The following is a 23,573-nucleotide window of genomic DNA, read 5'->3' on the forward strand; positions in this document are numbered from 1 at the left end:
AGCTTCCGAGGACCCTGCGGTGTCCGGTCCTCACGGATCTCGAAGTCCATCGCACCCCTTGAGCTGGGGTGTTGCGACGACCACTAGAACCCAAGAAGCCTCCTGTCTCCGGGCCCTTCGGCGTTCCGTCTCGGGGTCATCCCCGAGGCCGCCCCTGATTCCGGCGGAAGAGGCTTGACTTCGCCCGCTCGCGACATATCGTGTTAGTGGACAGCAACGCGATACATCGTGAATCGCGCAACGGGAGGCGGTTAGTCATGACCCAGTGGACGGTCAACGGACCTGAGAAGATCACCCTCGACGAGCCGGTCGGCACGCTGCACGTCCGCGTGCTCGGCGGCGAGGTCAACGTCGTCGCGGCCGAGGGCCCGGCCCGGCTCGAGGTCACCGAGCTCGAGGGTGACCCGCTGCTCGTCTCGCTGGAGCAGGGCGTGCTGACCGTGGCCTACAAGGAGCTCGGCTGGGAGAAGCTCTCCGACACCCTGGGCTCGGTGGGCGCGGTGAAGGCCCTCTTCGCCACCCTGCGCAAGAAGAACACCGCCCACGTCTCGCTGACCGTCCCGGCCGGCACCGAGGTCAAGATCGGCTCCGCCTCGGCCGACGTCACCGTCTCCGGCGTCTCCGGCCGGGTCGGCGTGATCGGCGCCAGCGGCGAGACCACCCTGGTCGGCCTCTCCGGCCGGATCGACGCCAACACCGTCTCGGGCAACGTGGACGCGCAGTCCGTCTCCGGCGAGCTGCGGGTCAACTCCGTCTCGGGCAACCTGACCGTGGTGGCCGGCACCGCCGACCGCGTGCAGGCCAAGTCGGTCAGCGGCTCCGTCACCCTCGACCTGGACGTGCGCACCGTCGCCGAGATCACCGTCGGCACCGTCAGCGGGCCGGTCGGCATCCGGCTCCCCTCGCTGGCCGACACCAAGGTCGAGCTCGGCACCACCAGCGGCGACCTCTCCAGCACCTTCGAGGAGCTGACCGTCAACTCCACCTGGGGCGCCAAGCGCCTGGCCGGCGAGCTCGGCTCCGGCAGCGGCAAGCTCCAGGTCACCACCGTCTCCGGCCCGGTCACCGTGCTGCGCCGCCCCGAGCCGGAGGACGAGCGCCCGAGCTTCGTCAAGGAGTTGCCCGCCCCCGCCACCGCCACCGAGGAGAACTGAGATGACCCCCGTCTTCGGCCACGGCCGGCTGCGCCTCTACCTGCTGAAGCTGCTGGACGAGGCCCCCCGGCACGGCTACGAGGTGATCCGCCTGCTGGAGGAGCGCTTCGCCGGCACCTACGCGCCCTCCGCGGGCACCGTCTACCCCCGGCTCGCCAAGCTGGAGCAGGAGGGGCTGGTCAGCCACAGCTCCGAGGGCGGCCGCAAGGTCTACCGGCTGACCGAGGCCGGCCGGGTCGAGCTGGCGGCCCGGCAGGCCGAGCTGGCCGAGCTGGAGGCCGAGATCCACGACTCGGTCTCCAAGCTGGCCGGGGCGATCCGGGAGGACGTCCGGGAGGGTGCGAAGGGCCTGCGCGAGGAGCTGTGGGGCGCCGCCAAGGAGGCCCCCAAGGCCTCCCGCCCGGGTGACCCGTGGTCCGGCGCCTTCGGGGACAAGGAGTCCTGGCAGCGGGCCAAGGAGGAGTTCGACCGGTTCAAGGAGCAGGCCAAGGAGCAGGCCCGCCGCGCCAAGGAGCAGGAGCGGGCCGCCAAGGCGAAGGCCAAGGCGGCGGAGGCCGAGGCCCGGCGGCTGCGCGAGCAGTCCAAGGCCGCGCGCTCTGCCGCCCAGCAGGAGGCGCTGCGGATCAAGCAGCGGGTCGAGCAGCAGGTCCGCGAGGCGGCGGCCCGGGGCGACTGGTCCACCGGCCTCGCCGAGGGCCTGGCCGAGCTCACCCGCAGCCTCTCCGGCCTGGCCGACGCCGCCAAGTGGGGCCCCGCCGCCCCCGACGCCCCCGCCGAGGAGATCCGCGTCGAGCGGGTCGACCTCGACAAGACCCCCACCGACCTCCCGCCCTGGGCCGCCGTCGACCCGACCGCCGACCCGGCCCGTGAGCTGGAGCGACTGCTCGACCGCTTCCGCGACCACATCCGCGACGCCGCCCGCGACTCCGGCGTGACGGCGGCTCGGCTCGCCGAGGCCCAGGCCGTCCTGACCGCCGCCGCCGAGCGCCTTCGCTGAGGCCCCGCCGGCGCCGTCCGTGCCCCCGGGAGTTCACCCCGGGGGCACGGACGTGCCTCCTGGTAAGCCGTGGTGCGGGTGAGGAGATCGTGAGAGGATCCCAGCTGCTGCCGTGCGGGACACCGCTCCCCGGCGCGCTCACCTTCTTCTCGCCCTTGGGGGGCATCATCAACAGCCGCATAGCCGCGCTGGCGAGCGCCGCGGTGCTCGGCACCGCGCTGCTCCCGGTCGCGGGGGCCCGGGCCGCGACGACCGACCTGTACGTGAACAGCAACCCCGGCGCCCACTGCACCGACCAGGGCACCGGCCTCGAGTCCGCTCCCTACTGCACCGTCCAGGCGGCGGCGAACGTGGTGGTGGCCGGCCAGACCGTGCACATCGCGGCCGGCAACTACCCCGAGCAGGTCACGCTCACCCACTCCGGCACCGCAGCCGCCCCGATCACCTTCATCGGTGGCAGCGACTCGCTCGGCCCGTGGGGGAACTGGGACCCGACCTACGCCCAGATCGGCAACACCGACTGGAAGCACCCCGTCGACCACTCCGTGGTCATCAGCAACGCCCAGCACCTGGTGATCAACGGCTTCCAGGGCGCCTCCCCGCAGCAGGAGGCGTTCGTGGTCGACAACTCCTCGGACATCACGCTGATGCGCAGCTCGGCGTACTCCATGACGCAGACCGACGGCGTCAAGGTGACCAACGGCTCCAGCAAGGTGACCCTGGGCCGGTTCCGTACCGGCGGGATCGGGATCGACCACGCGTCGGACACCGTGGTGACCGGCAGCGACACCGGCGCCGTGCTGGTCACCGACGCGCCGGGGACGATCCTGGTCAACAACACGGTCAGCACGAACTGCCACGACGGTCTGGTCCTCACGGGCGCCTCCACCGGTGCGACGCTCGAGAACAACGTGATCAACACCGACACGATGAGCTACCCGCCCAAGCCGTGCGGTGCCGACACCAACCACACCGGCATCCGGGTGATGTCGGGCGCCACCACCGGGACGAAGGCCGACTTCAACGTCATCGCCCCGCTCAGCGGCGGCCCGGCCTACGACTGGGCCGACCAGGCGTACAACACCCAGGCCGACTTCACCACCGCGACCAGCCAGGGCGGGCACGACTTCGTGGCCGACCCGTCGATCGGGCAGAGCCCCGCCAAGGTGCCGACCAGCCCGATCCTCGACTCGGCGGACGAGAACGCCCCGGGCATGCTCCCGGTCGACATGACCGGCCGGCCCGCCGCGGACGACCCGGTGATCCCCAACACCGGCACCGGCTCGGGCATCCGGGACCGCGGCGCCTGGGAGAACTACAACTTCGGCAGCGTCTACACCCCGGCCGGTCCGACCCGTCTGCTGGACACCCGGGACGGCATCGGTGCGGTCAAGGCCGGCCAGACCCTGGACCTCCAGGTGGCCGGCGTCGCCGGCGTCCCCGCCACCGGCGTCACCGCGGTGACCCTGAACGTCACCGTGACGGCGCCGACCGCCCCCGGGTTCCTGACCGCCTACCCGCACGGCCGGCAGCTCCCCACGGCGTCCAACCTCAACTGGACGGCCAACACCACCATCGCCAACCTGGTCACCGTGCCGGTGGTCGACGGCAAGGTGTCCTTCTACGCGGGCGGCCCGGCCGGCAGCACTCACGTGATCGCCGACCTGGCCGGCTACTACAGCAACAAGGGCAGCGTCTTCACCGCGGCCGGCCCGACCCGGATCATGGACACCCGCGGCGGCACCAAGCTCGCCCAGGGCGGCAACACCATCGACCTGCAGGTCGCGGGGGTCAAGGGGATCCCGGCGACGGGCGTCACCGCGGTCACGCTGAACGTCACGGCCGTGAAGCCGCAGAGCGGCGGCTTCCTCACCGTGTTCCCGCACGGCCAGGCCCGTCCGAAGGCCTCCAACCTCAACTGGAGCCCCGGCCAGATCATCGCCAACCTGGTCACCGTGCCGGTGGTCGACGGCAAGGTGTCCTTCTACGCGGGCGGCCCCGCGGGCTCCGTCGACATCCTCGCCGACGTCGCCGGCTACTACAGCGCGGACGGCTACGACACCTACCACGCGGACGGCCCCTACCGTCTGATGGACACCCGGATCGACCAGGAGTACCGCGCCAGCGGCGCCCCGACCCGCAAGGCCGCGCCCGTCCCCGCCGGGGGCACCCTGGTGGTCGACCTCGGCGAGATGCCCGAGCCGTACGCCGTCACGCTGAACGTGACGATCACCCGGCCGACCGCTCCGGGCTTCCTGACCGTGTACCCGCACGGCACGGACCGCCCGCTCGCCTCGAACCTGAACTGGGTGGCCGGCCAGACCATCCCGAACCAGGTCGTGGTGCCGGTCAAGGACCACAAGATCTCGCTGTACAACGGCAGCTGGGGCCCGGTGGACATGGTCGTCGACCTGTTCGGCTACCAGCAGTAGGCACCGCCGCAGCAGCACTGCGCCCTGTCCGGTCCGCCGGGCGGGGCGCAGTGCTTTCCAGGGTCAGGGCGTCAGGACGAGCTTGCCGAAGACGTCGCCCTTGGCGAGGCGGGCGAAGGCCTCGCGGGCCTCGGTGAGCGGGTAGGCGGCGTCGATGACCGGGCGGATGCCGGTGCCCTCGCAGAGGGCCAGCAGGCCGGCCAGCTCCTCCTTGGTGCCCATGGTGGAGCCCATGACGCGCAGCTCGAGGAAGAAGATCCGGTTCAGCTCGGCGGCCTTGGGGTGCGGGCCGGAGGTGGCGCCGGAGATGACGACGGCCCCGCCCGGCTTGAGCGCCTTGACGGAGTGGCTCCAGGTGGCGGCGCCGACCGTCTCCATGACGGCGTCGACCCGCTCGGGCAGCCGCGCGCCGCTCTCGAACACGGCGTCCGCGCCGAGCGAGAGCGCCCGGGCCCGCTTGGCCTCGTCCCGGCCGGTGACCCAGACCCGCAGGCCGGCCGCCTTGGCCAGGACCACCAGCGCGGTGGACACACCGCCGCCGGCGCCCTGCACCAGCACGGTGTCGCCCGGCTTCACGCCGGCCTTGGTGAACAGCATCCGGTACGCCGTCAGCCAGGCCGTGGGCAGGCAGGCGGCCTCGGCGAAGGAGAGCCCGGCGGGCTTGGGCAGCAGGTTCCAGGTCGGTACGGCCACCCGCTCGGCGAAGGTGCCCTGGTAGCGCTCGGTGAGGATCGAGCGCGGCTCGTCCGGTCCGACCCCGTGGCCGCTCTGGCCGATCACGGAGTGGATGACCACCTCGTTGCCGTGCTCGTCGACCCCGGCCGCGTCGCAGCCCAGGATCATCGGCAGCCGCTCGGCGGGCAGCCCCACCCCGCGCAGCGACCACAGGTCGTGGTGGTTGAGGGTGGCGGCCTTGACGGTCACCACGCTCCAGCCCGGCCGGACCTCCGGCTCGGGGAGCTCGCCCAGTTCCAGGGCGCTCAGCGGATCGTCGGCGTCGATGCGTGCGGCGTAGGCGGCGTACATGCCGGGACCATACCGCCGAGCGCGACCGCCCGGGGGCACAGAGTGACGTACGCAACTCCGTGCCCCCGGAAGGCGGCGGTTACCGGCGGGCGACGCCCTCGCGGCGGGCGGCCTCGGCGACGGCCTTGGTGACGGCCGGGGCGACACGCTCGTCGAACGGGGACGGGATGACCTTCTGCGGGGTCAGCTCGTCCGCGACCACGGCGGCCAGCGCCTGGGCGGCGGCCAGCTTCATGCCCTCGGTGATCCGGGTGGCCCGGACCTGCAGGGCGCCGGCGAAGATGCCGGGGAAGGCCAGCACGTTGTTGATCTGGTTCGGGAAGTCCGAACGGCCGGTGGCGACCACCGAGGCGTAGCGGTGCGCGACCTCGGGGTGGATCTCCGGGTTCGGGTTGGCCATCGCGAAGACGAAGCAGCCCTCGGCCATGGTGGCCACAGCCTCCTCCGGCACGGTGCCGCCGGAGACGCCGATGAAGACGTCCGCCCCGGCCAGCGCCTCGTTCAGGCTGCCCTTGATCCCGGCCCTGTTGGTGAGCGCGGCGATCTCGGCCTTGACGTCGGTCAGGTCCTCGCGGCCCTCGACGATGACACCGCGGCGGTCGCACAGGGCCACGTCGCCGATGCCGGCCGCGACCAGCATCTTGGCGATCGCGATGCCGGCGGCTCCCGCGCCGGAGATGACGGCCCGCAGCGAGCCGATCTCGCGGTTCGTGACCTTGGCGGCGTTCCACAGTGCGGCCGTGGTGACGATCGCGGTGCCGTGCTGGTCGTCGTGGAAGATCGGGATGTCCAGCGCGTCCTGGAGGCGGCGCTCGATCTCGAAGCAGCGCGGGGCCGAGATGTCCTCCAGGTTCACGCCGCCGAAGGACGGGGCGAGCCGGACCACGGTCTCGACGATCTCGTCCACCGAGGTCGTGGCGAGCGCGATCGGCACGGCGTCCACGCCGCCGAACTGCTTGAAGAGGATCGCCTTGCCCTCCATGACGGGCAGCGAGGCCTCGGGGCCGATGTCGCCGAGGCCCAGCACGGCGGTGCCGTCGGTGACGACGGCGACCACGTTGGACTTCCAGGTGTAGTCGTTGACCAGCTCGGGCTGCTCGGCGATCGCGGTGCAGACCCGGGCGACGCCGGGGGTGTAGGCGAGGGACAGGTCGTCCGCGTCGCGCACCGGCACCGTCGCGACGGTCTCCATCTTGCCGCCGCGGTGGAGCGCGAAGACGGCGTCGACCGGGTCGACGGTGTCCTCGGTGTTCGGGTGGATGATCTCCGCTGCCACAATGACCTCTTCGTCATATTCAGCGAGGGCGCGGGCCGACGGGCGGGACAGGAAACGCGGGCTTGGCGCTGCCGTCGGGCGGCGCCCTCGAATGAGGGTTTTAGGGTGCTGCGTCGTGCGATCGAGTCAGCGTAGGTCGGACCGGGGCATCGCACCTATGCCCTTTATGTCCTGTTGACGTGCTGTTCATCCCCTGATCGCCACTTGACCGCCGCCGGTTTCGGAAGTACCGGCGGAGCCAGGGTGGCGGGAACGAAACCGACACACACTCGCAGGAGTGAACCGCAGACTCGGAGGGGAGCTGGCACTTCGGCTCCGGAGCCGAGTCCTCGGCTTCCGGTCCTACGCGCCCCGGGTCTGTCGCGACTCGGCGGGTCTGGGTTCTGGTTCGGGGGTCACCCGGTACGTGATTCTGACACACCCCCCAGCCGGTCCGGCAGGGCGGGATGGTTAGATCCGTGTCTCAGTCACCGGATTTGGTTGTCCGTGCGCCCGTCTCAGGGGTTGCGCGGCGCCTTTTGGCACACCCGCGCCCACCAGGTGACCGAGACCCCCTCTCCCACCCGGAGGAGCCCCGCATGCACGGAACCACCCTGCCCACCGGCCCTGCCGCCCGCGCCTGCGCCGCCCTCGCGGCCGGATCGCTGCTGGTCACCGGCTGTTCCAGCACCGCCGGCAGCAAGGACCCGACGGCCGCGCTGCGCAGTCAGCTGCCGGCTCCGGTGAAGTCCGCGGGAGTCCTGAAGATCGCTTCCGACCTGACGTACGCGCCGGTCGACTACAAGGACGCCAACGGCACGCCGCTCGGCCTCGACCCGGATCTCGCGCTCGAGCTGGGCAAGGTGCTCGGCGTGAAGGTACAGATCGTGGACACTCCGTTCGACAAACTGATCCCCGGTCTCCAGGAGAAGAAGTTCGACGCTGTCATGTCGGCGCTCACCGACAGCCGCCAGCGCCGCGACGGCACCGACGAGAACGGCAAGGTGATCAATCCCGGGGTGGATTTCGTCGACTACTTCATAGCCGGCACCTCGATCCTGGTCGGCAAGGGGAATCCGAAGGGCATCAAGACCCTGGACGACTTCTGCGGCCACACCGTGGCACTCCAGCGCGGCACCACCCAGGCCGAGATCGTGAACCACCAGGTGACCGCCTGCGAGCGGTCGGGCAAGCCGCTCACGGTGCACTACAGCGACAGCGACGACCTGGCCCGGGCCGAGGTCGCCGCCGGCCGGGCCGTGGCCGACCTGAACGACTTCCCGGTGGCCGTGTACGCGGCCAAGAACGACGCGAAGTTCGAGGTGGCGGGTGCTCAGCAGCAGCCCGAGCCGTACGGCATCGGCGTCGCCAAGGGCAACCAGCAGCTGCGCGACGCCCTGGCCAAGGCGGTGGACCAGGTGATCCGCAACGGCTCCTACGACACCGTCCTGACCAAGTGGGGCCTGACGGCGGGTGCGGCGCAGAACGCCGTGGTGAACGGCGGAGACTGATTACCCGTCAGTAACCCACCCTGCTCTGCATACTTATTCGCAGGGTGACAGGAGCCAGGAATCGATCCGGATAGCGGACAGTCTGACCCCTCGTTATCCGATTTTGATCTGCAGATGGGCCCGTTCCGCGGCACAGGATGGCAGGATTCCCCCCATCTCGGATCGCGACAGCCACCCAGCCTCCTGGCCAGGGGGCGCCGGTCGAGGCAGCGTTCGCTCGTCCACCTCGGCGGAGGGTGGCGACGGCACGACCAGCACCACCCGAGGGCCCGTACACCGCGGTACGGGCCCACCGGCCCCGGTGCGCCGCCCCCGCGGCGCGCTCGCCCGAGCTCCCAGGAGGAGATCTCCCCCATGACCGTCCGTACTCCGCGACTGATCGCCCTGACCGTCCTCGCGACGGGTTCGCTGCTGCTCACCGCCTGCGGCAGCTCCTCCAGCTCCAGCAGCAGCTCCGGCGCGCCGAGCGCCAGCGCCACGATCAAGGACGTCACCGCCGACTCCGCCCTGGCCGCGCTGGTGCCCGCCGACGTGAAGTCCTCCGGCAAGCTGATCGTCGCCACCGACGCGTCCTACGCGCCGAACGAGTTCACGGACGCCAAGGGCACGATCGTCGGCATGGACGTCGACCTGGCGGGCGCGATCGCCAAGAAGCTCGGCCTGTCCGCCGACGTCCAGAACGCGAAGTTCGACGGGATCATCCAGGGCATCGTCGGCAAGAAGTACAACATGAGCCTGAGCTCCTTCACGGCCACCAAGGAGCGCGAGGCGACGGTCGACATGGTGACCTACTTCTCGGCCGGCACCGGCACGGCCGTCAAGAAGGGCAACCCGGACAAGATCGACGCCACCGACCTGTGCGGCAAGAAGGTCGCCGTCCAGACCGGCACCACCCAGGCCGACGCCGTCAAGAACACCATCAACCCCGCCTGCACCAAGGCCGGCAAGCCGACCGTCCCGAACAACGGTGACCAGTTCGAGCTGCAGACCGACGTCACCCAGGCGCTGTTCTCCGGCCGCGACCAGGTCATGCTGGCCGACTCCCCGGTCGTCGACTACGCCATCCAGCAGACCAACGGGCAGCTGGAGAAGATCGGCTCGGTCACCGACACCGCCCCGTACGGCGTCGTGCTGCCCAAGGGCTCGGACCTGACCAAGGCCGTCCAGGGTGCCATCCAGGCCCTGATGACGGACGGCACGTACAAGGCGATCCTGGAGAAGTGGGGCGTGCAGGCGGGCGCCATCGACAAGTCGGTCATCAACGGCAACTGACCGCCCTGCTCTTCTCCGTAAACCAGACCCTGAGGCCACACAGTGAACTCTCAAGATCAGGGCGCGGTGCCGTCGGGACGGCCTGAGGCCATCAAGGCCGTCCCGGTCCGCCACCCCGGCCGCTGGGCCGGAGCCGCCGTCGTGCTCGTGCTCGCGGCCATGCTCATCCACGCGCTCGTCACCAATCCCCAGTTCCAGTGGGGCGTCTTCCGCAAGTACTTCTTCGACTCGACCGTCACGCACGGCCTGGTCGTCACCCTCGAACTGACCGCGCTGTCCATGGTCATCGGCGTGGTCGGCGGCACGCTGCTGGCCGTCATGCGGCTGTCCGCGAACCCGGTGCTCTCCAGCACCGCCTGGTTCTACATCTGGGTCTTCCGCGGCACCCCCGTGCTCGTCCAGCTGGCCGTCTGGTTCTACCTGGGCACCCTGTGGCCGAAGCTCGGCCTCGGTGTCCCCTTCGGCCCGATGTTCTGGAGCGAGTCGACCAACAACCTGATCCCGCTGTTCACGGCCGCCCTGCTCGGCCTCGGGCTCAACGAGGCCGCGTACATGGCGGAGATCGTCCGCAGCGGCATCCAGTCGGTGCCGGTCGGCCAGACCGAGGCCGCCCACGCGCTCGGCATGAGCCAGGCCCGCACCATGCGGCGGATCATCCTTCCGCAGGCGATGCGGGTGATCATCCCGCCGACCGGCAACGAGACCATCTCGATGCTCAAGACCACCTCGCTGGTCTCGACGATCTCGCTGGAAGAGCTGTTCCGGGCGACCAGCAACATCGCCACCCGGACCTTCCAGGAGATCCCGCTGCTCATGGTGGCGAGCGTCTGGTACCTGCTGCTGACCTCGATCCTGACGGTCGTCCAGTACTACATCGAGCGCCACTACGCGCGCGGCGCCAACCGCGTGCTGCCGCCGACCCCGCTGCAGCGGCTGCGCGGCCTGTTCGCCGGGCGCCGACCGGCACCTGCCACCGTTGGCGATGTCGTCACCGGGCACGACGGAGGCGGTCACCTGTGACTGAGCTGAACAAGACCCCCGCCGACACGGCCGTCCCCATGGTCAAGGCCGAGGGCGTACGGAAGTCCTACGGCCTGGTCGAAGTGCTCAAGGGCATCGACCTGCAGGTCAACAAGGGCGAGGTCTTCGTCCTGGTCGGCCCGTCCGGCTCCGGCAAGTCGACCTTCCTGCGGTGCATCAACCACCTGGAGAAGATCAACGGCGGCCGGCTATCGGTCGACGGCGACCTGGTCGGCTACCGCCAGCGCGGCGAGAAGCTGTACGAACTGAAGGACCGCGAGGTGGCGCAGCGCCGCCGCGACATCGGCATGGTCTTCCAGCACTTCAACCTCTTCCCGCACATGACGGCCATGGAGAACGTCATCGAGGCCCCGGTGCAGGTCAAGGGCGAGTCCAAGGCCTCCGCCCGTGAGCGCGGCATGGCGCTGCTGGAGCGGGTCGGCCTGGCCGACAAGGCGGGCAACTACCCGTCCCAGCTCTCCGGCGGCCAGCAGCAGCGCGTGGCGATCGCCCGCGCGCTGGCCATGCAGCCCAAGCTGATGCTCTTCGACGAGCCCACCTCGGCGCTCGACCCGGAGCTGGTCGGCGAGGTGCTCGACGTCATGCGCGGCCTGGCCCAGGACGGCATGACCATGGTCGTGGTGACCCACGAGATGGGCTTCGCCCGCGAGGTCGGCGACGCGCTGGTCTTCATGGACGGCGGCGTCGTGGTCGAGGCCGGCACCCCGCGCGAGGTGCTCGCCAATCCGCAGCACGAGCGGACCAGGTCCTTCCTGTCCAAGGTGCTCTGAACCCTGTCGTACCCCGGCGCCCGTCACCCTCCGGTGGCGGGCGCCGACACGTACCCGGGCTTTGGTAATACCCTGGAGGCACATCGCCCGTTACCGTCCTGGGAAGGACCCCCGTGGAGCTCGCCTCGTACGCCGACTTCGCCGTCCGGCTGGTGAACACCGAGGAGCCCGAGCGCGGCACCGACGTGCTCACCTCCGTCGAGGCCGTCCGGGCCCTGTTCGGCGAGCCCAGCCGGGCCGCCGCACTGGCCGACGAGGCCGATCTGCCCCGGCTGCGGGGCGTCCGGGCCCGGCTGCGCGGGGTGTTCGAGGCGGCGGCCGAGGGCGACGAGGTGCGCGGGGTCGACCTGCTCAACAGCCTGCTGGTCGAGTACCCGGTGAGCCCGCTGGTCTCCGGCCACGACTACCTGGACGAGGCCGGGCGGCCCCGCTGGCACCTGCACCTGGCCGACAACGCCCCCACCGCCGCGGCCAACTTCACCGCCGTCGCCTGCATGGGCCTGGCGATAAACCTCACCGAACTCGGCGCCGACCGCCTGGGCATCTGCCAGGCCGCCCCCTGCCGCAACGCCTACCTGGACACCTCCACCAACCGGTCCCGCCGCTACTGCAGCGACCGCTGCGCCACCCGGGCCAACGTCGCCGCCTACCGCGCCCGCAAGCGCCAGGAGGCGGCGGCGTCGGCCTCACAGCCGGGCTAGGAGCAGGCCTGCACCTGCCAGTTCTCGTCGGCCCACTGCATGAGGATGTACGCGTACCCGTAGGGCGGAGCCCCCATGCAGGAGCTGGTCCGCCCCGACTGCGGCAGGAACACCTTGAAGTTGTGGCCGCTGCCGCAGCGGTTGCGCACCGTGTAGATCATGTCCCCGGCGCCCGCCCCGGCGTTCACCCCGGCCCGGGCTCCGCAGAACCCCGGGTCGGCCGAAGCGAGGTCCGCCGGACCGGCCACGGCCAGGGCGAGGCCGACTGCTGCGGTAGTCAACGCGGCGGAGACAGCCTTGCGGCTCCTGGTCAGCATGAGCGGATCTCCCACGAGTTGGTGTCGTACGCATAGATGTAGGTGTACGTCCCGTACGGGTCGACGCTCTCGCAGAAGGTCGAACGCCCGAGCTGCGGGAAGTAGACCTGGAACCTGTGCGCGCTTGAGCACTTGTTCCGTACCAGGTAGGCGAAGTACGGGGCGTCCCCGTGACTGACCGGCTCCGGACCGTCGACTCGGACTCCGCAGAAACCGGGGTCGGCCGAGGCGGTGGTGGCCGGGGCCAGCACCAGCAGCGGGCTCGCCAGCGCCGCCGCGAGAAGACCCTGTGCCAGTCGGCGACCGACGGCACCCGAACGCATTTTCATGACTCCCCCACTTGAAGAATTGTCACCGAGAGTGATGCTTCGCATGCGATGGAGGAAGAATGCCAGCTGGTACGGATGCGGAGTACCCGCCGCGCGGCGGGGTGGTGATCAGCGGCTCGACGGGTTGCGGTGCTCGCCGGGCAGGCGGTAGAGCCACCGCAGCCGCGGCCGAAGCCGCAGCAGCACGCGCCCCAGCACCAGCTCCTCGGGCACGGCCCCGTACTCCCGGCTGTCGCTCTCCACGAACTCGTTGTCGGAGAGCAGCCACCACCCCCGCCCGCGCCGCTCCGCCGCCCGCTTGACGATCAGCAGGTCCTGCCGGAGCGGGTGGCGAGCGAGCACCACCGCCCCCGGCCGGATCCTCGCGCCGTAGCGGACCAGCACCAGGTCACCGTCGGACAGCGTGGGCACCATCGAGGGCCCCGCCACGTCGACCACACCGAACGGCAGCAATCCGCCACGCCCTGCTGACAACTTCATCACCCCGATTGACGGACCGTCCGACCCCCGCTGAGCGAATCCCGGCGGTCGTAAGGGTAATCTCAGGCGCGGGAAGACGATCTAAGGAAGGACTCCCATGTTCTCTCGTCTGTTTGCTCCGCGAGCCACCGCGCACGCCCACTGCGACCTGCCCTGCGGCGTCTACGACCCGGCCCAGGCCCGGATCGAGGCCGAGTCGGTGAAGGCCACTCAGGAGAAGTACCAGGCCAACGAGGACGCGGCGTTCCGCACCCGCGCCATCGTCATCAAGGAGGAGCGCGCCGAGCTGGTCAAGCACCACCTCTCGGTGCTGCACACCGACTACTTCAAGGCCCCGCACTTCGAGAAGTACCCGCAGCTGCACGACCTGTTCAACCAGGCCGGCAAGGCCGCCTCGGCCGCCAAGGGCTCGAACGACCCGGCCACCGGCCAGGCCCTGCTCGACCTGATCGCCCAGATCGACGCGATCTTCTGGGAGACCAAGAAGGCCTGAACCCGGTTCAGACCTGACACAGCCGCCCCCGCTCCCGCCACCGCGCGGGCCGGGGGCGGTCGTGCGTCCGGGGCATGCCCCGGCCCACAGGCGGGCGTACGCTCGAAATGTGCGGGTCGAACCGCCATGGTCCGGCTCGTGGCAACGAGCGAAGGAGACCACCATGGCCACGACCGCCTTCGACACCGAGGCCCTGCGGATGGGCATCGAGGGGCGCAAGGCCTCCACCCTGCTGTCCCTGTACGCGGACGACGCCGAGATGCGGATGGTCGACCACCGCAGCCAGCCCAGCCACCCGATGGTCGCGCACGGCCGGACCGAGATCGACGCCGTGCTCTCCGACGTCTACAGCCGGGACATGACCCACAAGCTGGAGAGCGTGATCGTCGGGGACGGCCACATCGCGTGGATGGAGTCCTGCGAGTACCCGGACGGCACGAAGGTGCTCTGCAACGCGATGGGCAACATCAAGGACGGCAAGATCACCGATCTCACCGGCATCCAGGCCTGGGACGAGGCCTGATCCGAACGGCGGGGCCCGATCCGAACGGGCCCGAGTACCCTCGGCCCTATGATCCGCAACGCCACCGTCACCGATGTCCCCGCCATCCACACCATGATCCGCGAGCTCGCGGAGTACGAGAAGGAGCCCGAGGCGGCCGTCGCCACCGTGGAACAGCTGCAGGACGCGCTGTTCGGCGAGCACCCGGCCGTCTTCGGTCTGGTCGCGGCGGACGACACCACCGGCGAGACGGTCGGCTTCGCGCTGTGGTTCCGCAACTTCTCCACCTGGCGCGGCACCCACGGCGTCTACCTGGAGGACCTCTACGTCCGCCCCGAGGCCCGCGGCGGCGGCCACGGCAAGGCGCTGCTCACCGAGCTGGCCAGGATCTGCGTCGAGCGCGGCTACTCCCGGATGGAGTGGTCCGTGCTCGACTGGAACGCCCCCTCCATCGGCTTCTACAAGTCGCTCGGCGCGATCCCGATGGACGGCTGGACGGTCTACCGGCTCACCGACGAGGCGCTCACAGCTCTCGGCTCCTGACCGGCACCCCGGCGGGTCGTCGCTCGTTCACATGACGACCGTCCGAGATCGCGACATCCTGTACCCGATCGCGGTAACGTCTCGGGCGGATGCGCGGCTTTCCGGCCTCCCCCGGTTGGGTATGACCGGAACGTACCGCACCACCCCTCTGGACAGTTGGGGCGAAGCAGTTGAGCAATGCAACAGGAAGTGCCGCGGCGGCGTCGCACCAAGCGCTGCCGCCACAAGCACCGCGCGTCACCCAGGAGGTGAGGGTGTCCCAGATCGACGGCGAGCCCGGAGTGCAGGACTTCGTGGAGGTCCGGCTGCCCGCGGCGGGGGCCTACCTCTCGGTGCTGCGGACGGCAACGGCCGGCCTCGCGGCCCGGCTGGACTTCACCCTGGACGAGATCGAGGATCTCCGGATCGCGGTGGACGAGGCCTGCGCCATCCTGCTCCAGCAGGCGGTGCCGGGCTCGGTCCTCTCCTGCGAGTTCCGGTTGGTCGGTGACTCGCTCCGGGTGACCGTCTCGGCCCCGACCACCGACGGGCGGGCCCCCGAGCGGGACACCTTCGCCTGGACGGTGCTCTCCGCGCTGGCCGGCGAGGTGGAGTCCTCGGTCGGCGCGGACAACACGGTGAGCATCAGTCTCCTCAAGAAGCGCGGCGGCACACCCGTCGGCCTCTGAGCGCCCCACCCGTGAAGCCGTACGCCCGGCGCCCAGCGCCGGCCGTACGGCTCCCCCGTACCGCCCAGCGGTACCCCACCAGTGAAGTGCTCCCGGAACGGAACGGGTGATCGCCGTGAGTGAGCTGAACCGCACAGGTGCCGCCGGACACCCGGCGGCGACCGCCGGGCCGGCCGTGCCCCCGCAGGCGCGCGCCGTGGCAGTACCGAGCGCCGCGGCGCCCGACGCCCGAACCACCGCAGACGACGTGCACCCGAAGGACAGCCATCGGATGACCCAGCCGACCGATCCGGCATCGGAGCCCCAGCCCGACGCCATCGCCGAAGCCGACCCGCCGGAGCCGGCGCGCGCGCTGCCCGCCCAGACGCACCGCTCCGGCGCACCGGACCGCGAGGCCGCGCGGGCGCTCTTCGTCCGGCTCGCCGCGCTGCCCGAGGGGTCGCCCGAGCGGGTCGAGCTGCGCAACCAGCTGGTCCGGATGCACATCCCGCTGGTCGAGCACCTGGCCCGCCGCTTCCGCAACCGCGGCGAGCCGCTGGACGACCTGACCCAGGTCGCCACCATCGGGCTGATCAAGTCGGTGGACCGCTTCGACCACGAGCGCGGGGTCGAGTTCTCCACCTACGCGACGCCGACCATCGTCGGCGAGATCAAGCGCCACTTCCGGGACAAGGGCTGGGCGGTCCGCGTGCCGCGCCGCCTGCAGGAGCTCCGGCTCTCGCTCACCACGGCGACCAGCGAGCTCTCCCAGCGGCACGGCCGCTCCCCCACGGTGCACGAGCTGGCCGAGCACCTCGGCATCTCCGAGGAGGACGTGCTGGAGGGCCTGGAGTCGGCCAACGCCTACTCCACGCTCTCGCTGGACGTCCCGGACAGCGACGACGAGTCGCCCGCCGTGGCCGACACCCTGGGCGCCACCGACGAGGCTCTGGAGGGGGTCGAGTACCGGGAGTCGCTCAAGCCCCTGCTGGCCCAACTCCCGCCCCGGGAGCAGAAGATCCTCGTGCTCCGGTTCTTCCGGAACATGACCCAGTCGCAGATCGCAACCGAGGTCGGCATCTCCCAGATGCACGTCTCGCGCCTGCTGGCCCGCACCCTCGCCCAGCTCCGCGAGAAGCTTCTCGTCGAGGAGTAGAACGCGTGAGGCCCTGTACGGCGGTGCCGTACAGGGCCTCACGCGTACCGCCGGTCAGCTGTAGAGGACCTCGGTGACCTTCGGGTTGAGCAGCGTGACGATCCCCGCGAGCCCCAGCACCCCGACCACCACCGCGCCGGCCGGCAGGCCCTGCCACATGTAGTAGGCGACCGGCAGGCAGATCGAGTTGGTCAGCACGGCCGGGCTCCGGCCCCAGCGCCGCGCCTGCAGCAGCGCCCGCCCGGCGAGCAGCGGCAGCAGGCCCATCACCAGCAGGATCACCCCGCCGAACTCGCTGCGGCCGAGGTCGGCCGAGGGGCCGGTCAGGCCGCTGACCACGTCGTAGAGGCCCCACCCGGCGAGGGCCGTGCCCTCGAGCAGGGTGATCGCGGCACCGGCGATCAGGGCGGTGGGCTTGGCAGGGGTGCTGGTCTCCGTGGTCACCCCAGCAGGGTACGCCGCCGCCCCCAGGGGATCGGACGGGGCGGGCACGTCCGATCCCGGCGTGCCGCCCCGTAGGCTGATCGCCATGCGCGCTCTCCTGGTCGTGAACCCGAAGGCGACCACCACCAGCGGACGGACCCGCGACGTCCTCACCCACGCTCTCCGCAGCGACCTGAAGCTGGAGGTCGCGCACACCGAGTACCGGGGCCACGCCCGCGATCTGGCCCGCGCGGCGGCCGAGGACGGCACGGTGGACCTCGTGGTGGCCCTGGGCGGCGACGGGACGGTCAACGAGGTCGTCAACGGCCTCCTGACGCACGGCCCGGCCGACCGGCTGCCGCGCCTGGCGGTCGTCCCCGGCGGCAGCACCAACGTCTTCGCCCGCGCGCTGGGCCTGCCCAACGACCCGGTGGAGGCCACCGGAGCGCTGCTCGACGCACTGGAGCACCGCCGCGAGCGGGCGATCAGCCTGGGCAAGGCGATGAGCGAGGGCGAGCCGGACCGCTGGTTCACCTTCACCGCGGGCCTGGGCTTCGACGCCGGCGTGGTCGGCCGGGTGGAGGAGCAGCGCAAGGCCGGGCGGAAGTCAACTCACGCCCTCTACGTCAACCAGGCGCTCCGGCACTACGTCACGGAGCGTGAACACCGCCGGTCGGGGCCCATCACCCTGGAGCTGAACGGCCAGGAGGCCGTGCCGGGTCTGGTGATGACCATAGTTTCCAACACCTCTCCGTGGACGTATCTCGGCAACCGGCCGGTGCTGCCCTCGCCCGAGGCCTCCTTCGAGAAGGACCTCGACATCTTCGGCATCACTCGAATGACCGCGTTCGGCACGGCTCGAACGGTCCGTCAGATTCTGCGCTCGCACACGCCTGCGGATGACGACAAGGGGCCGGTCGGCCCAAGCGGGAAGCACGTCGTTTCCTACCACGACGTCCGGCACTTCACCTTGGTTTCAGAGGAACCGGCCCCATTCCAGGTCGATGGGGACCACCTTGGAGACAGGAGTCGCGTCAGTTTCACAGGCGTTCGGCGGGCACTGCGTGTGATTGTGTGACCAGAAGGGGGCCCGACCCTTCTTCTCGAACGCACAAGCCCCCTTCACTCCTAAGAAGTACCGGCTGTGAGCTATGCGACACCGAAGAATCAAAAATTCCTCACCGAAGGGGGTTGTATCCGAGCCCGAGGTTTGCGAACCTCTACATGGCGATCGGGACACGTCGCAGCACGGAGTCCCTTGATAGCCCGAACCCCACCCCAGCACAGACCACCCCGGCCTGATCAGGCCTTTGGTCCCTTTTGCTGTTGCGGGATTCGTGAAAGCGTTCACATTCACAAGCCACCATCGATTGTGTCGGCCGGGGCCACAGCCCAACCGACCGGAGGAGTTGGACGAACATGGACTGGCGCCACCGCGCTGTCTGCCGCGAAGAGGACCCGGAGCTGTTCTTCCCCATCGGGAACACCGGCCCTGCTCTGCTGCAGATCGAGGAAGCCAAGGCCGTGTGCCGCCGCTGCCCCGTCATGGAGCAGTGCCTGCAGTGGGCGCTGGAGACCGGCCAGGACGCCGGCGTCTGGGGCGGGATGAGCGAGGACGAGCGTCGCGCGATGAAGCGCCGTGCCGCCCGCAACCGCGCCCGCACTGCCTGACACACCGCCGTACCGTAGTACCGCCGATCAACCCATGATCAAGGGCTTCGCCGCTCCTTCGGCCGAAGCCTTCCGCAGCGCGGATCACGCCCCGGTTCTCCCCCGGGTGAGATCGTGCGACGCCGAGCGGCCCTGGCACTTGATACTGTTCACTTAGAGCAATATTGTGGTCCTAGGGCGCTCACCGTGTGCAACGCACCGGGCGTCACAGCACCACCACGAGCCCCCGTTCCGGCCGACTCCCCCCGACGGCCGGAACGGGTTGAGAGGCCCTGCCGACCCACCCCCCCGGTCGGCAGGGCCTCGTTTCGCTCTCCGACACTGCCTCAACTCCCCTGCGGCGCAGGGGAGTCACCCTTTGGTGCGCTACCGCACCGGGATCTCCAGCACGACCTTGGTGCCACCGCCGGGCGCGGCCACCATGTCGAAGGTGCCGCCGAGCTCGTTGGTGGCCAGCGTGCGGACGATCTGCAGCCCGAGGTTGCCCGCCTGCTGCGGGTCGAAGCCCTCCGGCATCCCCCGGCCGTCGTCCTGCACGGTGATCAGCAGGTACTCCTCCGGCTTGGCGCCGCCGTTCCAGCTGTCCGACCAGCCCTTCCCGCTCGCCGGGGCCCGGCCGCGGAGCGCGCTGACCTCCAGGTGGCCGCCGGCCTTCGGGCCGAAGGCGTGCTCCAGCGCGTTCTGCAGCAGCTCGGTCAGCACCATCGCCAGCGGGGTGGCCACCTCGGCGGCCAGGATGCCGAAACTGCCGGAGCGCTTGGTGGCCACCCGGCCGTCCTGGGACAGCTCCATCACCATCGCCAGCACCCGGTCGGCGATCTCGTCGAAGGCGACCCGCTCGTCCAGGGTCTGCGAGAGCGTCTCGTGCACGATGGCGATCGAGCCGACCCGGCGCACGGCTTCGTCCAACGCGGCCCGCCCGGCGTCGGAGTCCATCCGGCGGGACTGCAGGCGCAGCAGCGCGGCCACCGTCTGCAGGTTGTTCTTCACCCGATGGTGGATCTCCCGGATGGTGGCGTCCTTGGTCATCAGCTCGCGGTCGCGCCGGCGCAGCTCGGTGACGTCCCGGGCGAGCACCAGCGAACCGGTCAGCGTGCCCTTGGGCTTGAGCGGGATGGCCCGCAGGGTCACCACCCCGCCCTGGGCCTCCACCTCGGTCTGCCGGGGCGCCCAGCCGCTGGCCAGCTTGACCAGCGCTTCGTGCACCGGCCCGCGCGACGGGGGTGCCAACTCCGCGGTGGTCCGGCCGAGATGACTGCCCACCAGGTCCGTGGTGAGGCCGAGCCGGTGGTAGGCGGAGAGCGCGTTGGGGCTGGCGTAGGTGACGATGCCGTCGGCATCCAGGCGGATCAGGCCGTCGCCGACCCGGGGGGCGGCGTCCATGTCGGCCTGCTCGACGCCCGGGTAGGGGAAGGTGCCGGCCGCGATCATCTGGGCCAGGTCGGAGGCGCTCTGCAGATACGTGAGCTCCAGCCGGCTGGGCGTGCGCACCGTCAGCAGGTTGGTGTTGCGGGCGATCACCCCGAGCACCCGGCCCTCGCGCCGGACGGGGATGGACTCCACCCGCACCGGCACCTCCTCGCGCCACTCCGGATCCCCCTCGCGGACGATCCGGCCCTCGTCGAAGGCGGCGTCGAGGAGCGGCCGGCGACCGCGCGGCACCAGGTGGCCGACCATGTCGTCCTGGTAGGAGGTCGGGCCGGTGTTCGGCCGCATCTGGGCCACCGAGACGTAGCGGATGCCGTCCCAGGTCGGGATCCACAGCACCAGGTCGGCGAAGGAGAGGTCGGAGAGCAGCTGCCACTCCGAGACCAGCATGTGGAGCCACTCCACATCGGCACCGGTCAGGGTGGTGTGGCGGCGGACGAGATCGTTCAGCGAGGGCACAGGGCGAGCGTAGCCCCCGGGGCCGCCGACGGCGCCCAGGAGGTACGTCCACGGAGTTGTCCAGACCAATTCGCGGGAGCGTCTGGACAACCAGATTGGTCTAGTCCACAATGAAAGTGCACCAAGGAGAGGCCCCCCGCGCAACTGCCCTGACCGCGCGAGGCCGCTCCTCGGTCGGTCGCCCGAAGACCCGGAGCCCCGCACAGCTCCCGGCCACCACGGCGCCCGACGACAGCTCCGGGCTGCGGTGCCGCACAGGTTGAGGGTCCTGTGTCGGCGCCGTGGCCCGTAGTGTTTTCCGGATGCTTCTCCGCCGTGCGGCCAGTTGCAACACCAAGGGGCGCGGGGAACTGCGCTGCCAGCCATGCACCTGGGTGCCCGGCTGGTCGCGCCGTTCCTCGCGCCCCGTTGTGGTTCCTGTCAGTGGGTCTCGGTCACCTTGGCGAGAGCCCGGGGAGCGTCCGGGTCCTGGCCGCGCGCGATGGTCACCTCGTAGGCCAGCTGCTGCAGCGGCAGGATCTCCAGGATCGGCTGGACCTCCTCCGGCACGCCGGCCGGCAGCGCGAACCCGGCCGAGGCCGCGTCCACCTGCTCCTGCTGGCCGATGACCACCAGGTCGGCGCCCCGGCCGCGCAGCCGGTCCAGGACGGGCTGCAGCGCCTCGCCGCCCTTGCCGTCCGGCACGATCGCGATGACCGGCGAGACGTTGTCCACCATGGCCAGCGGGCCGTGCAGCAGGTCGGCCCCGGAGAACGGGGAGGCCGGGATGTAGGTGGTCTCCATCAGCTTGAGCGCGGCCTCACGGGCCGTCGGGTAGCCGTAGCCGCGAGAGGTGAGCACCAGGCGCTGCGCGAAGCGGTACCGCTCGGCCAGCGCCTTGACCTCGGCCTGGCGGCCCAGGATGCCGGCGGCCAGCTCCGGCAGCGCCTTGGCGGCCGAGCCGTCGCCCCCGCGCAGGCCCTCGACCAGCAGGTAGAGGGCGAGCAGCTCGGCGGTGTAGGTCTTGGTGGCCGGGAGCGCCTTCTCCGGGCCGGCCAGCACGTCGATGTGGAACTCGGAGACCTCGGCCAGCGGCGAGGCCGCGTTGTTGGTGACCGCCAGGGTGATCGCCCCGGCCTCGCGGGCCGCCTTGGTGGAGGCCACCAGGTCGGGCGAGCCGCCGGACTGGCTGACGGTGATCACCAGGCAGTCGGTGAGATCCGGCTTGGCGCCGTACGCGGTGGTGGTGGACATCGAGGTCAGGCCGGCCGGCTTGCCCAGCAGCACCTCGACCAGGTACTTGGCGTACAGCGCGGCGTTGTCGGACGTACCGCGCGCCGTCAGCAGCACGAAGCGGGGATTGCGGGCGGCGATCTCGGCCGCGATCTCGCGGATCTTGGGAGCGCCCTCGTCGAGGATGCGCTGCAGGACGGCCGGCTGCTCGGCCATCTCCGCCGCCATGATGCGTCCGGGGACGGTGGAGCTGGTCTGCGTGTCGGACATCTGATGAGCCTCCGATGAGATGGTTCTGCACCCCTCCCGGGCGGCTGCCCGGTCGGGGGACCTCTACGGCGGCGAGTCCGCACACTCGCTGCGGTGATACTCCGACGATCCTACGGGGAGCCGCAGACCCGGGCCAGTTCCGTCCGCCCTCCGGGCCTGCGGCGACCGGCTCAGGAGGGGTTGTTGATCAGTTGGTCGATCTGGGCGTCCGCCGCCTTGGTCGCAGCCTCCACCGAGGTACCGCCGAAGATGCTGTTCAACATGTTCACCAGCACGTTCTGCTTCTCCACCGCGCCCCAGCCGGGCGCCAACGGGGTGAACCAGGCGTCCACCGCCGCGTTGGCCGCGGCCGCCGTGGCCGGCTTGGACTTCAGCGGGGCCAGCTGGGTGAGGTTGTTCGGCAGGGTGTCCTTGTCCGCGAGCAGCTGCTCCGACTTGGTGCTGGTGAACATCCGGACCCAGTCGGCCGCGAGCTTGGCACTGGGCGACTTGGCGGTGACGGCGAGGTCCGAGCCGCCGATGAAGGAGGGCAGCGGCTTGCCGCCGGGGCCGGGCATCACGGCCACCTTGAGCGCGCCGGAGAGCTTCGGGTCCCCCGTGAGCGGGGCGATCGCGCTCGACACCTCCCAGCTGTTGCCGTAGACCATGGCGGTCTTGGAGCGGCCGAGCACCGTCGCCTGGTCGGCCTCGTTGACCGTCAGGTCGCCGTGGTTGTAGCTCTTCACCAGGTCCACGAAGTGCGCGATGCCCTCCTGCGACTTCGGGTCGCTGAGCGCGCCGTGCCACTGCCCGGAGCTGTCGAAGCGGGCGATCGCCCCGCCGGAGGCGGCCACGTACGACATCGCGGCGTACCAGTACGGGCCGGGCAGGTAGAGCGGCGAGAAGGACTTGTCGCCCTTGTGCCTGGCCTGCACCTTGTCCAGCGCGCTGCGCAGGCCCTCCTCGGTGGTCGGCAGGTCGGCGCTGCCGGTGGCCTCCTGGAACATCGTGGAGTTGTAGAGGCCCACTCTGGCGCCCGAGTAGTAGGGCACGCAGAACAGCTTGTCCTGGTAGGTGCAGGTGCTGACCAGGCCCTTGATCCAGCTGTCCGAGTTGTCGAAGCTCGCCTTGTCGAGCGGGGCGAGCGTGCCGTTGAGGATGTACTTCATCGTCTCGGTGTTGCCCAGCTCGACCACATCGGGGGCGGAGCCGCCCTTGAGTGCGGCGTCCAGCTTGCCGATCTTCTCGCCCCAGGTCTGGTAGGCGAGCTTGAGGTCGACCTTGGGGTACTTGGCGGCGAACTGGTCGTTGACCTGCTGCACCAGCTCCGGCCAGTTGGCCTGCGCCTCGGGCATCAGCCAGACCGTCACCGAACCGGTGGCCTTCGCCGGATCGTCCGACGGCTTGGCGGCCGGGGCCGCACCGGAGCCGCAGCCCGCCAGGGACACCAGCAGGGCGGACACGCCGATCGCGGCCAGGAGCTGACGCTTCACACATACCTCCGT

At 70.6% G+C, this 23,573-nt stretch carries 24 protein-coding genes; 15 read left to right on the forward strand and 9 right to left on the reverse strand.

Going from position 1 to position 23,573, the window contains the following annotated elements; all coding sequences use genetic code 11:
* The first annotated feature begins 257 nt into the window (after positions 1–257).
* From ABT095_RS01905 to ABT095_RS01915, 3 genes are all read left to right on the forward strand, one after another.
* A complete protein-coding gene (locus tag ABT095_RS01905; RefSeq protein ID WP_350527278.1) occupies positions 258–1,154 on the forward strand; it encodes a DUF4097 family beta strand repeat-containing protein in 897 nt (298 codons plus the stop codon).
* Between the two features lies 1 nt (position 1,155).
* The gene (locus ABT095_RS01910; protein ID WP_350527279.1) at positions 1,156–2,151 is read left to right on the forward strand and encodes a PadR family transcriptional regulator; all 996 of its coding nucleotides are present in this window, start codon (positions 1,156–1,158) and stop codon (positions 2,149–2,151) included.
* 89 nt (positions 2,152–2,240) lie between these two features.
* Positions 2,241–4,583: a right-handed parallel beta-helix repeat-containing protein gene (locus ABT095_RS01915; RefSeq protein WP_350527280.1), complete on the forward strand. Its 2,343-nt coding sequence runs from the start codon at positions 2,241–2,243 to the stop codon at positions 4,581–4,583.
* 63 nt (positions 4,584–4,646) lie between these two features.
* Here ABT095_RS01915 and ABT095_RS01920 read toward each other — a convergent pair whose 3' ends face one another.
* A complete protein-coding gene (locus ABT095_RS01920) occupies positions 4,647–5,609 on the reverse strand; it encodes a zinc-binding dehydrogenase (RefSeq protein ID WP_350527281.1) in 963 nt (320 codons plus the stop codon).
* A 79-nt stretch (positions 5,610–5,688) separates the two neighbouring features.
* The gene (locus ABT095_RS01925; protein WP_350527282.1) at positions 5,689–6,885 is read right to left on the reverse strand and encodes an NAD(P)-dependent malic enzyme; all 1,197 of its coding nucleotides are present in this window, start codon (positions 6,883–6,885) and stop codon (positions 5,689–5,691) included.
* Between the two features lie 578 nt (positions 6,886–7,463).
* Here ABT095_RS01925 and ABT095_RS01930 point away from each other — a divergent pair.
* The 5 genes from ABT095_RS01930 to ABT095_RS01950 all read left to right on the forward strand — a co-directional run bounded on the left by ABT095_RS01930 (position 7,464) and on the right by ABT095_RS01950 (position 12,159).
* Positions 7,464–8,375, forward strand: coding sequence for an ABC transporter substrate-binding protein (locus ABT095_RS01930; protein ID WP_350527283.1), 912 nt, complete (start codon positions 7,464–7,466; stop codon positions 8,373–8,375).
* A 354-nt stretch (positions 8,376–8,729) separates the two neighbouring features.
* Positions 8,730–9,647: an ABC transporter substrate-binding protein gene (locus ABT095_RS01935; RefSeq protein WP_350527284.1), complete on the forward strand. Its 918-nt coding sequence runs from the start codon at positions 8,730–8,732 to the stop codon at positions 9,645–9,647.
* Positions 9,648–9,689: 42 nt separating this feature from the next.
* On the forward strand, positions 9,690–10,667 hold the full coding sequence (locus tag ABT095_RS01940) for an amino acid ABC transporter permease (protein ID WP_350527285.1): 978 nt from the start codon (positions 9,690–9,692) through the stop codon (positions 10,665–10,667).
* A 38-nt stretch (positions 10,668–10,705) separates the two neighbouring features.
* Entirely contained in the window at positions 10,706–11,458 is a 753-nt protein-coding gene (locus tag ABT095_RS01945) for an amino acid ABC transporter ATP-binding protein (protein WP_350527597.1), read from the forward strand.
* Between the two features lie 113 nt (positions 11,459–11,571).
* Positions 11,572–12,159, forward strand: a complete 588-nt coding sequence (locus ABT095_RS01950; protein WP_350527286.1) for a CGNR zinc finger domain-containing protein — start codon at positions 11,572–11,574, stop codon at positions 12,157–12,159.
* Here the strand turns inward: ABT095_RS01950 and ABT095_RS01955 are convergent.
* The 3 genes from ABT095_RS01955 to sodX form a co-directional block, all read right to left on the reverse strand.
* On the reverse strand, positions 12,156–12,476 hold the full coding sequence (locus ABT095_RS01955) for a hypothetical protein (RefSeq protein WP_350527287.1): 321 nt from the start codon (positions 12,474–12,476) through the stop codon (positions 12,156–12,158). The genes ABT095_RS01950 and ABT095_RS01955 overlap by 4 nt on opposite strands.
* Positions 12,470–12,799 (reverse strand): hypothetical protein, encoded by a 330-nt coding sequence (locus ABT095_RS01960; RefSeq protein WP_350527288.1) that lies wholly within the window; start codon positions 12,797–12,799, stop codon positions 12,470–12,472. The genes ABT095_RS01955 and ABT095_RS01960 overlap by 7 nt, the downstream gene beginning before the upstream one ends.
* 114 nt (positions 12,800–12,913) lie before the next feature.
* Positions 12,914–13,285 (reverse strand): nickel-type superoxide dismutase maturation protease, encoded by a 372-nt coding sequence (gene sodX, locus ABT095_RS01965; protein WP_350527289.1) that lies wholly within the window; start codon positions 13,283–13,285, stop codon positions 12,914–12,916.
* A gap of 97 nt (positions 13,286–13,382) precedes the next feature.
* Between sodX and sodN the strand changes: the two genes are divergently transcribed.
* The 5 genes from sodN (at position 13,383) to ABT095_RS01990 (ending at position 16,626) form a co-directional block, all read left to right on the forward strand.
* Complete coding sequence (sodN, locus tag ABT095_RS01970) at positions 13,383–13,778, forward strand: superoxide dismutase, Ni (RefSeq protein ID WP_350527290.1); 396 nt, start codon at positions 13,383–13,385, stop codon at positions 13,776–13,778.
* A 163-nt stretch (positions 13,779–13,941) separates the two neighbouring features.
* Positions 13,942–14,301, forward strand: coding sequence for a nuclear transport factor 2 family protein (locus tag ABT095_RS01975; RefSeq protein WP_350527291.1), 360 nt, complete (start codon positions 13,942–13,944; stop codon positions 14,299–14,301).
* Between the two features lie 48 nt (positions 14,302–14,349).
* Complete coding sequence (locus ABT095_RS01980; protein ID WP_350527292.1) at positions 14,350–14,823, forward strand: GNAT family N-acetyltransferase; 474 nt, start codon at positions 14,350–14,352, stop codon at positions 14,821–14,823.
* A gap of 254 nt (positions 14,824–15,077) precedes the next feature.
* A complete protein-coding gene (locus ABT095_RS01985; protein WP_350527293.1) occupies positions 15,078–15,491 on the forward strand; it encodes an ATP-binding protein in 414 nt (137 codons plus the stop codon).
* Between the two features lie 175 nt (positions 15,492–15,666).
* Positions 15,667–16,626, forward strand: a complete 960-nt coding sequence (locus tag ABT095_RS01990) for an RNA polymerase sigma factor SigF (RefSeq protein WP_350527598.1) — start codon at positions 15,667–15,669, stop codon at positions 16,624–16,626.
* A gap of 54 nt (positions 16,627–16,680) precedes the next feature.
* On the opposite strand, the gene ABT095_RS01995 is transcribed toward ABT095_RS01990, so the two are convergent.
* A complete protein-coding gene (locus ABT095_RS01995; RefSeq protein ID WP_350527295.1) occupies positions 16,681–17,070 on the reverse strand; it encodes a hypothetical protein in 390 nt (129 codons plus the stop codon).
* An 85-nt stretch (positions 17,071–17,155) separates the two neighbouring features.
* Between ABT095_RS01995 and ABT095_RS02000 the strand changes: the two genes are divergently transcribed.
* Together ABT095_RS02000 and ABT095_RS02005 are read left to right on the forward strand one after the other, a co-directional pair.
* Positions 17,156–18,127, forward strand: a complete 972-nt coding sequence (locus ABT095_RS02000) for a diacylglycerol/lipid kinase family protein (protein ID WP_350527296.1) — start codon at positions 17,156–17,158, stop codon at positions 18,125–18,127.
* A gap of 341 nt (positions 18,128–18,468) precedes the next feature.
* Positions 18,469–18,720, forward strand: coding sequence for a WhiB family transcriptional regulator (locus ABT095_RS02005; protein WP_014138019.1), 252 nt, complete (start codon positions 18,469–18,471; stop codon positions 18,718–18,720).
* A 366-nt stretch (positions 18,721–19,086) separates the two neighbouring features.
* Here ABT095_RS02005 and ABT095_RS02010 read toward each other — a convergent pair whose 3' ends face one another.
* The 3 genes from ABT095_RS02010 to ABT095_RS02020 form a co-directional block, all read right to left on the reverse strand.
* Entirely contained in the window at positions 19,087–20,607 is a 1,521-nt protein-coding gene (locus ABT095_RS02010; RefSeq protein WP_350527297.1) for a sensor histidine kinase, read from the reverse strand.
* Positions 20,608–21,027: 420 nt separating this feature from the next.
* On the reverse strand, positions 21,028–22,089 hold the full coding sequence (locus ABT095_RS02015) for an SIS domain-containing protein (RefSeq protein ID WP_350527298.1): 1,062 nt from the start codon (positions 22,087–22,089) through the stop codon (positions 21,028–21,030).
* Between the two features lie 170 nt (positions 22,090–22,259).
* Complete coding sequence (locus tag ABT095_RS02020; protein WP_350527299.1) at positions 22,260–23,561, reverse strand: extracellular solute-binding protein; 1,302 nt, start codon at positions 23,559–23,561, stop codon at positions 22,260–22,262.
* Positions 23,562–23,573: the final 12 nt, after the last annotated feature.

Source organism: Kitasatospora sp. NPDC002227, from assembly GCF_040296285.1.
Lineage (GTDB): Bacteria > Actinomycetota > Actinomycetes > Streptomycetales > Streptomycetaceae > Kitasatospora.

Coding starts and splice junctions, on each gene's coding strand:
- ABT095_RS01955 (WP_350527287.1), bottom strand. CDS start 12,476: ATGCTGACCAGGAGCCGCAAGGCTGTCTCCGCCGCGTTGACTACCGCA.
- ABT095_RS02015 (WP_350527298.1), bottom strand. CDS start 22,089: ATGTCCGACACGCAGACCAGCTCCACCGTCCCCGGACGCATCATGGCG.
- ABT095_RS01975 (WP_350527291.1), top strand. CDS start 13,942: ATGGCCACGACCGCCTTCGACACCGAGGCCCTGCGGATGGGCATCGAG.
- ABT095_RS01960 (WP_350527288.1), bottom strand. CDS start 12,799: ATGCGTTCGGGTGCCGTCGGTCGCCGACTGGCACAGGGTCTTCTCGCG.
- ABT095_RS01920 (WP_350527281.1), bottom strand. CDS start 5,609: ATGTACGCCGCCTACGCCGCACGCATCGACGCCGACGATCCGCTGAGC.
- ABT095_RS01905 (WP_350527278.1), top strand. CDS start 258: ATGACCCAGTGGACGGTCAACGGACCTGAGAAGATCACCCTCGACGAG.
- sodX (WP_350527289.1), bottom strand. CDS start 13,285: ATGAAGTTGTCAGCAGGGCGTGGCGGATTGCTGCCGTTCGGTGTGGTC.
- ABT095_RS01980 (WP_350527292.1), top strand. CDS start 14,350: ATGATCCGCAACGCCACCGTCACCGATGTCCCCGCCATCCACACCATG.
- ABT095_RS01935 (WP_350527284.1), top strand. CDS start 8,730: ATGACCGTCCGTACTCCGCGACTGATCGCCCTGACCGTCCTCGCGACG.
- ABT095_RS01945 (WP_350527597.1), top strand. CDS start 10,706: ATGGTCAAGGCCGAGGGCGTACGGAAGTCCTACGGCCTGGTCGAAGTG.
- sodN (WP_350527290.1), top strand. CDS start 13,383: ATGTTCTCTCGTCTGTTTGCTCCGCGAGCCACCGCGCACGCCCACTGC.
- ABT095_RS02005 (WP_014138019.1), top strand. CDS start 18,469: ATGGACTGGCGCCACCGCGCTGTCTGCCGCGAAGAGGACCCGGAGCTG.
- ABT095_RS01910 (WP_350527279.1), top strand. CDS start 1,156: ATGACCCCCGTCTTCGGCCACGGCCGGCTGCGCCTCTACCTGCTGAAG.
- ABT095_RS02000 (WP_350527296.1), top strand. CDS start 17,156: ATGCGCGCTCTCCTGGTCGTGAACCCGAAGGCGACCACCACCAGCGGA.
- ABT095_RS01930 (WP_350527283.1), top strand. CDS start 7,464: ATGCACGGAACCACCCTGCCCACCGGCCCTGCCGCCCGCGCCTGCGCC.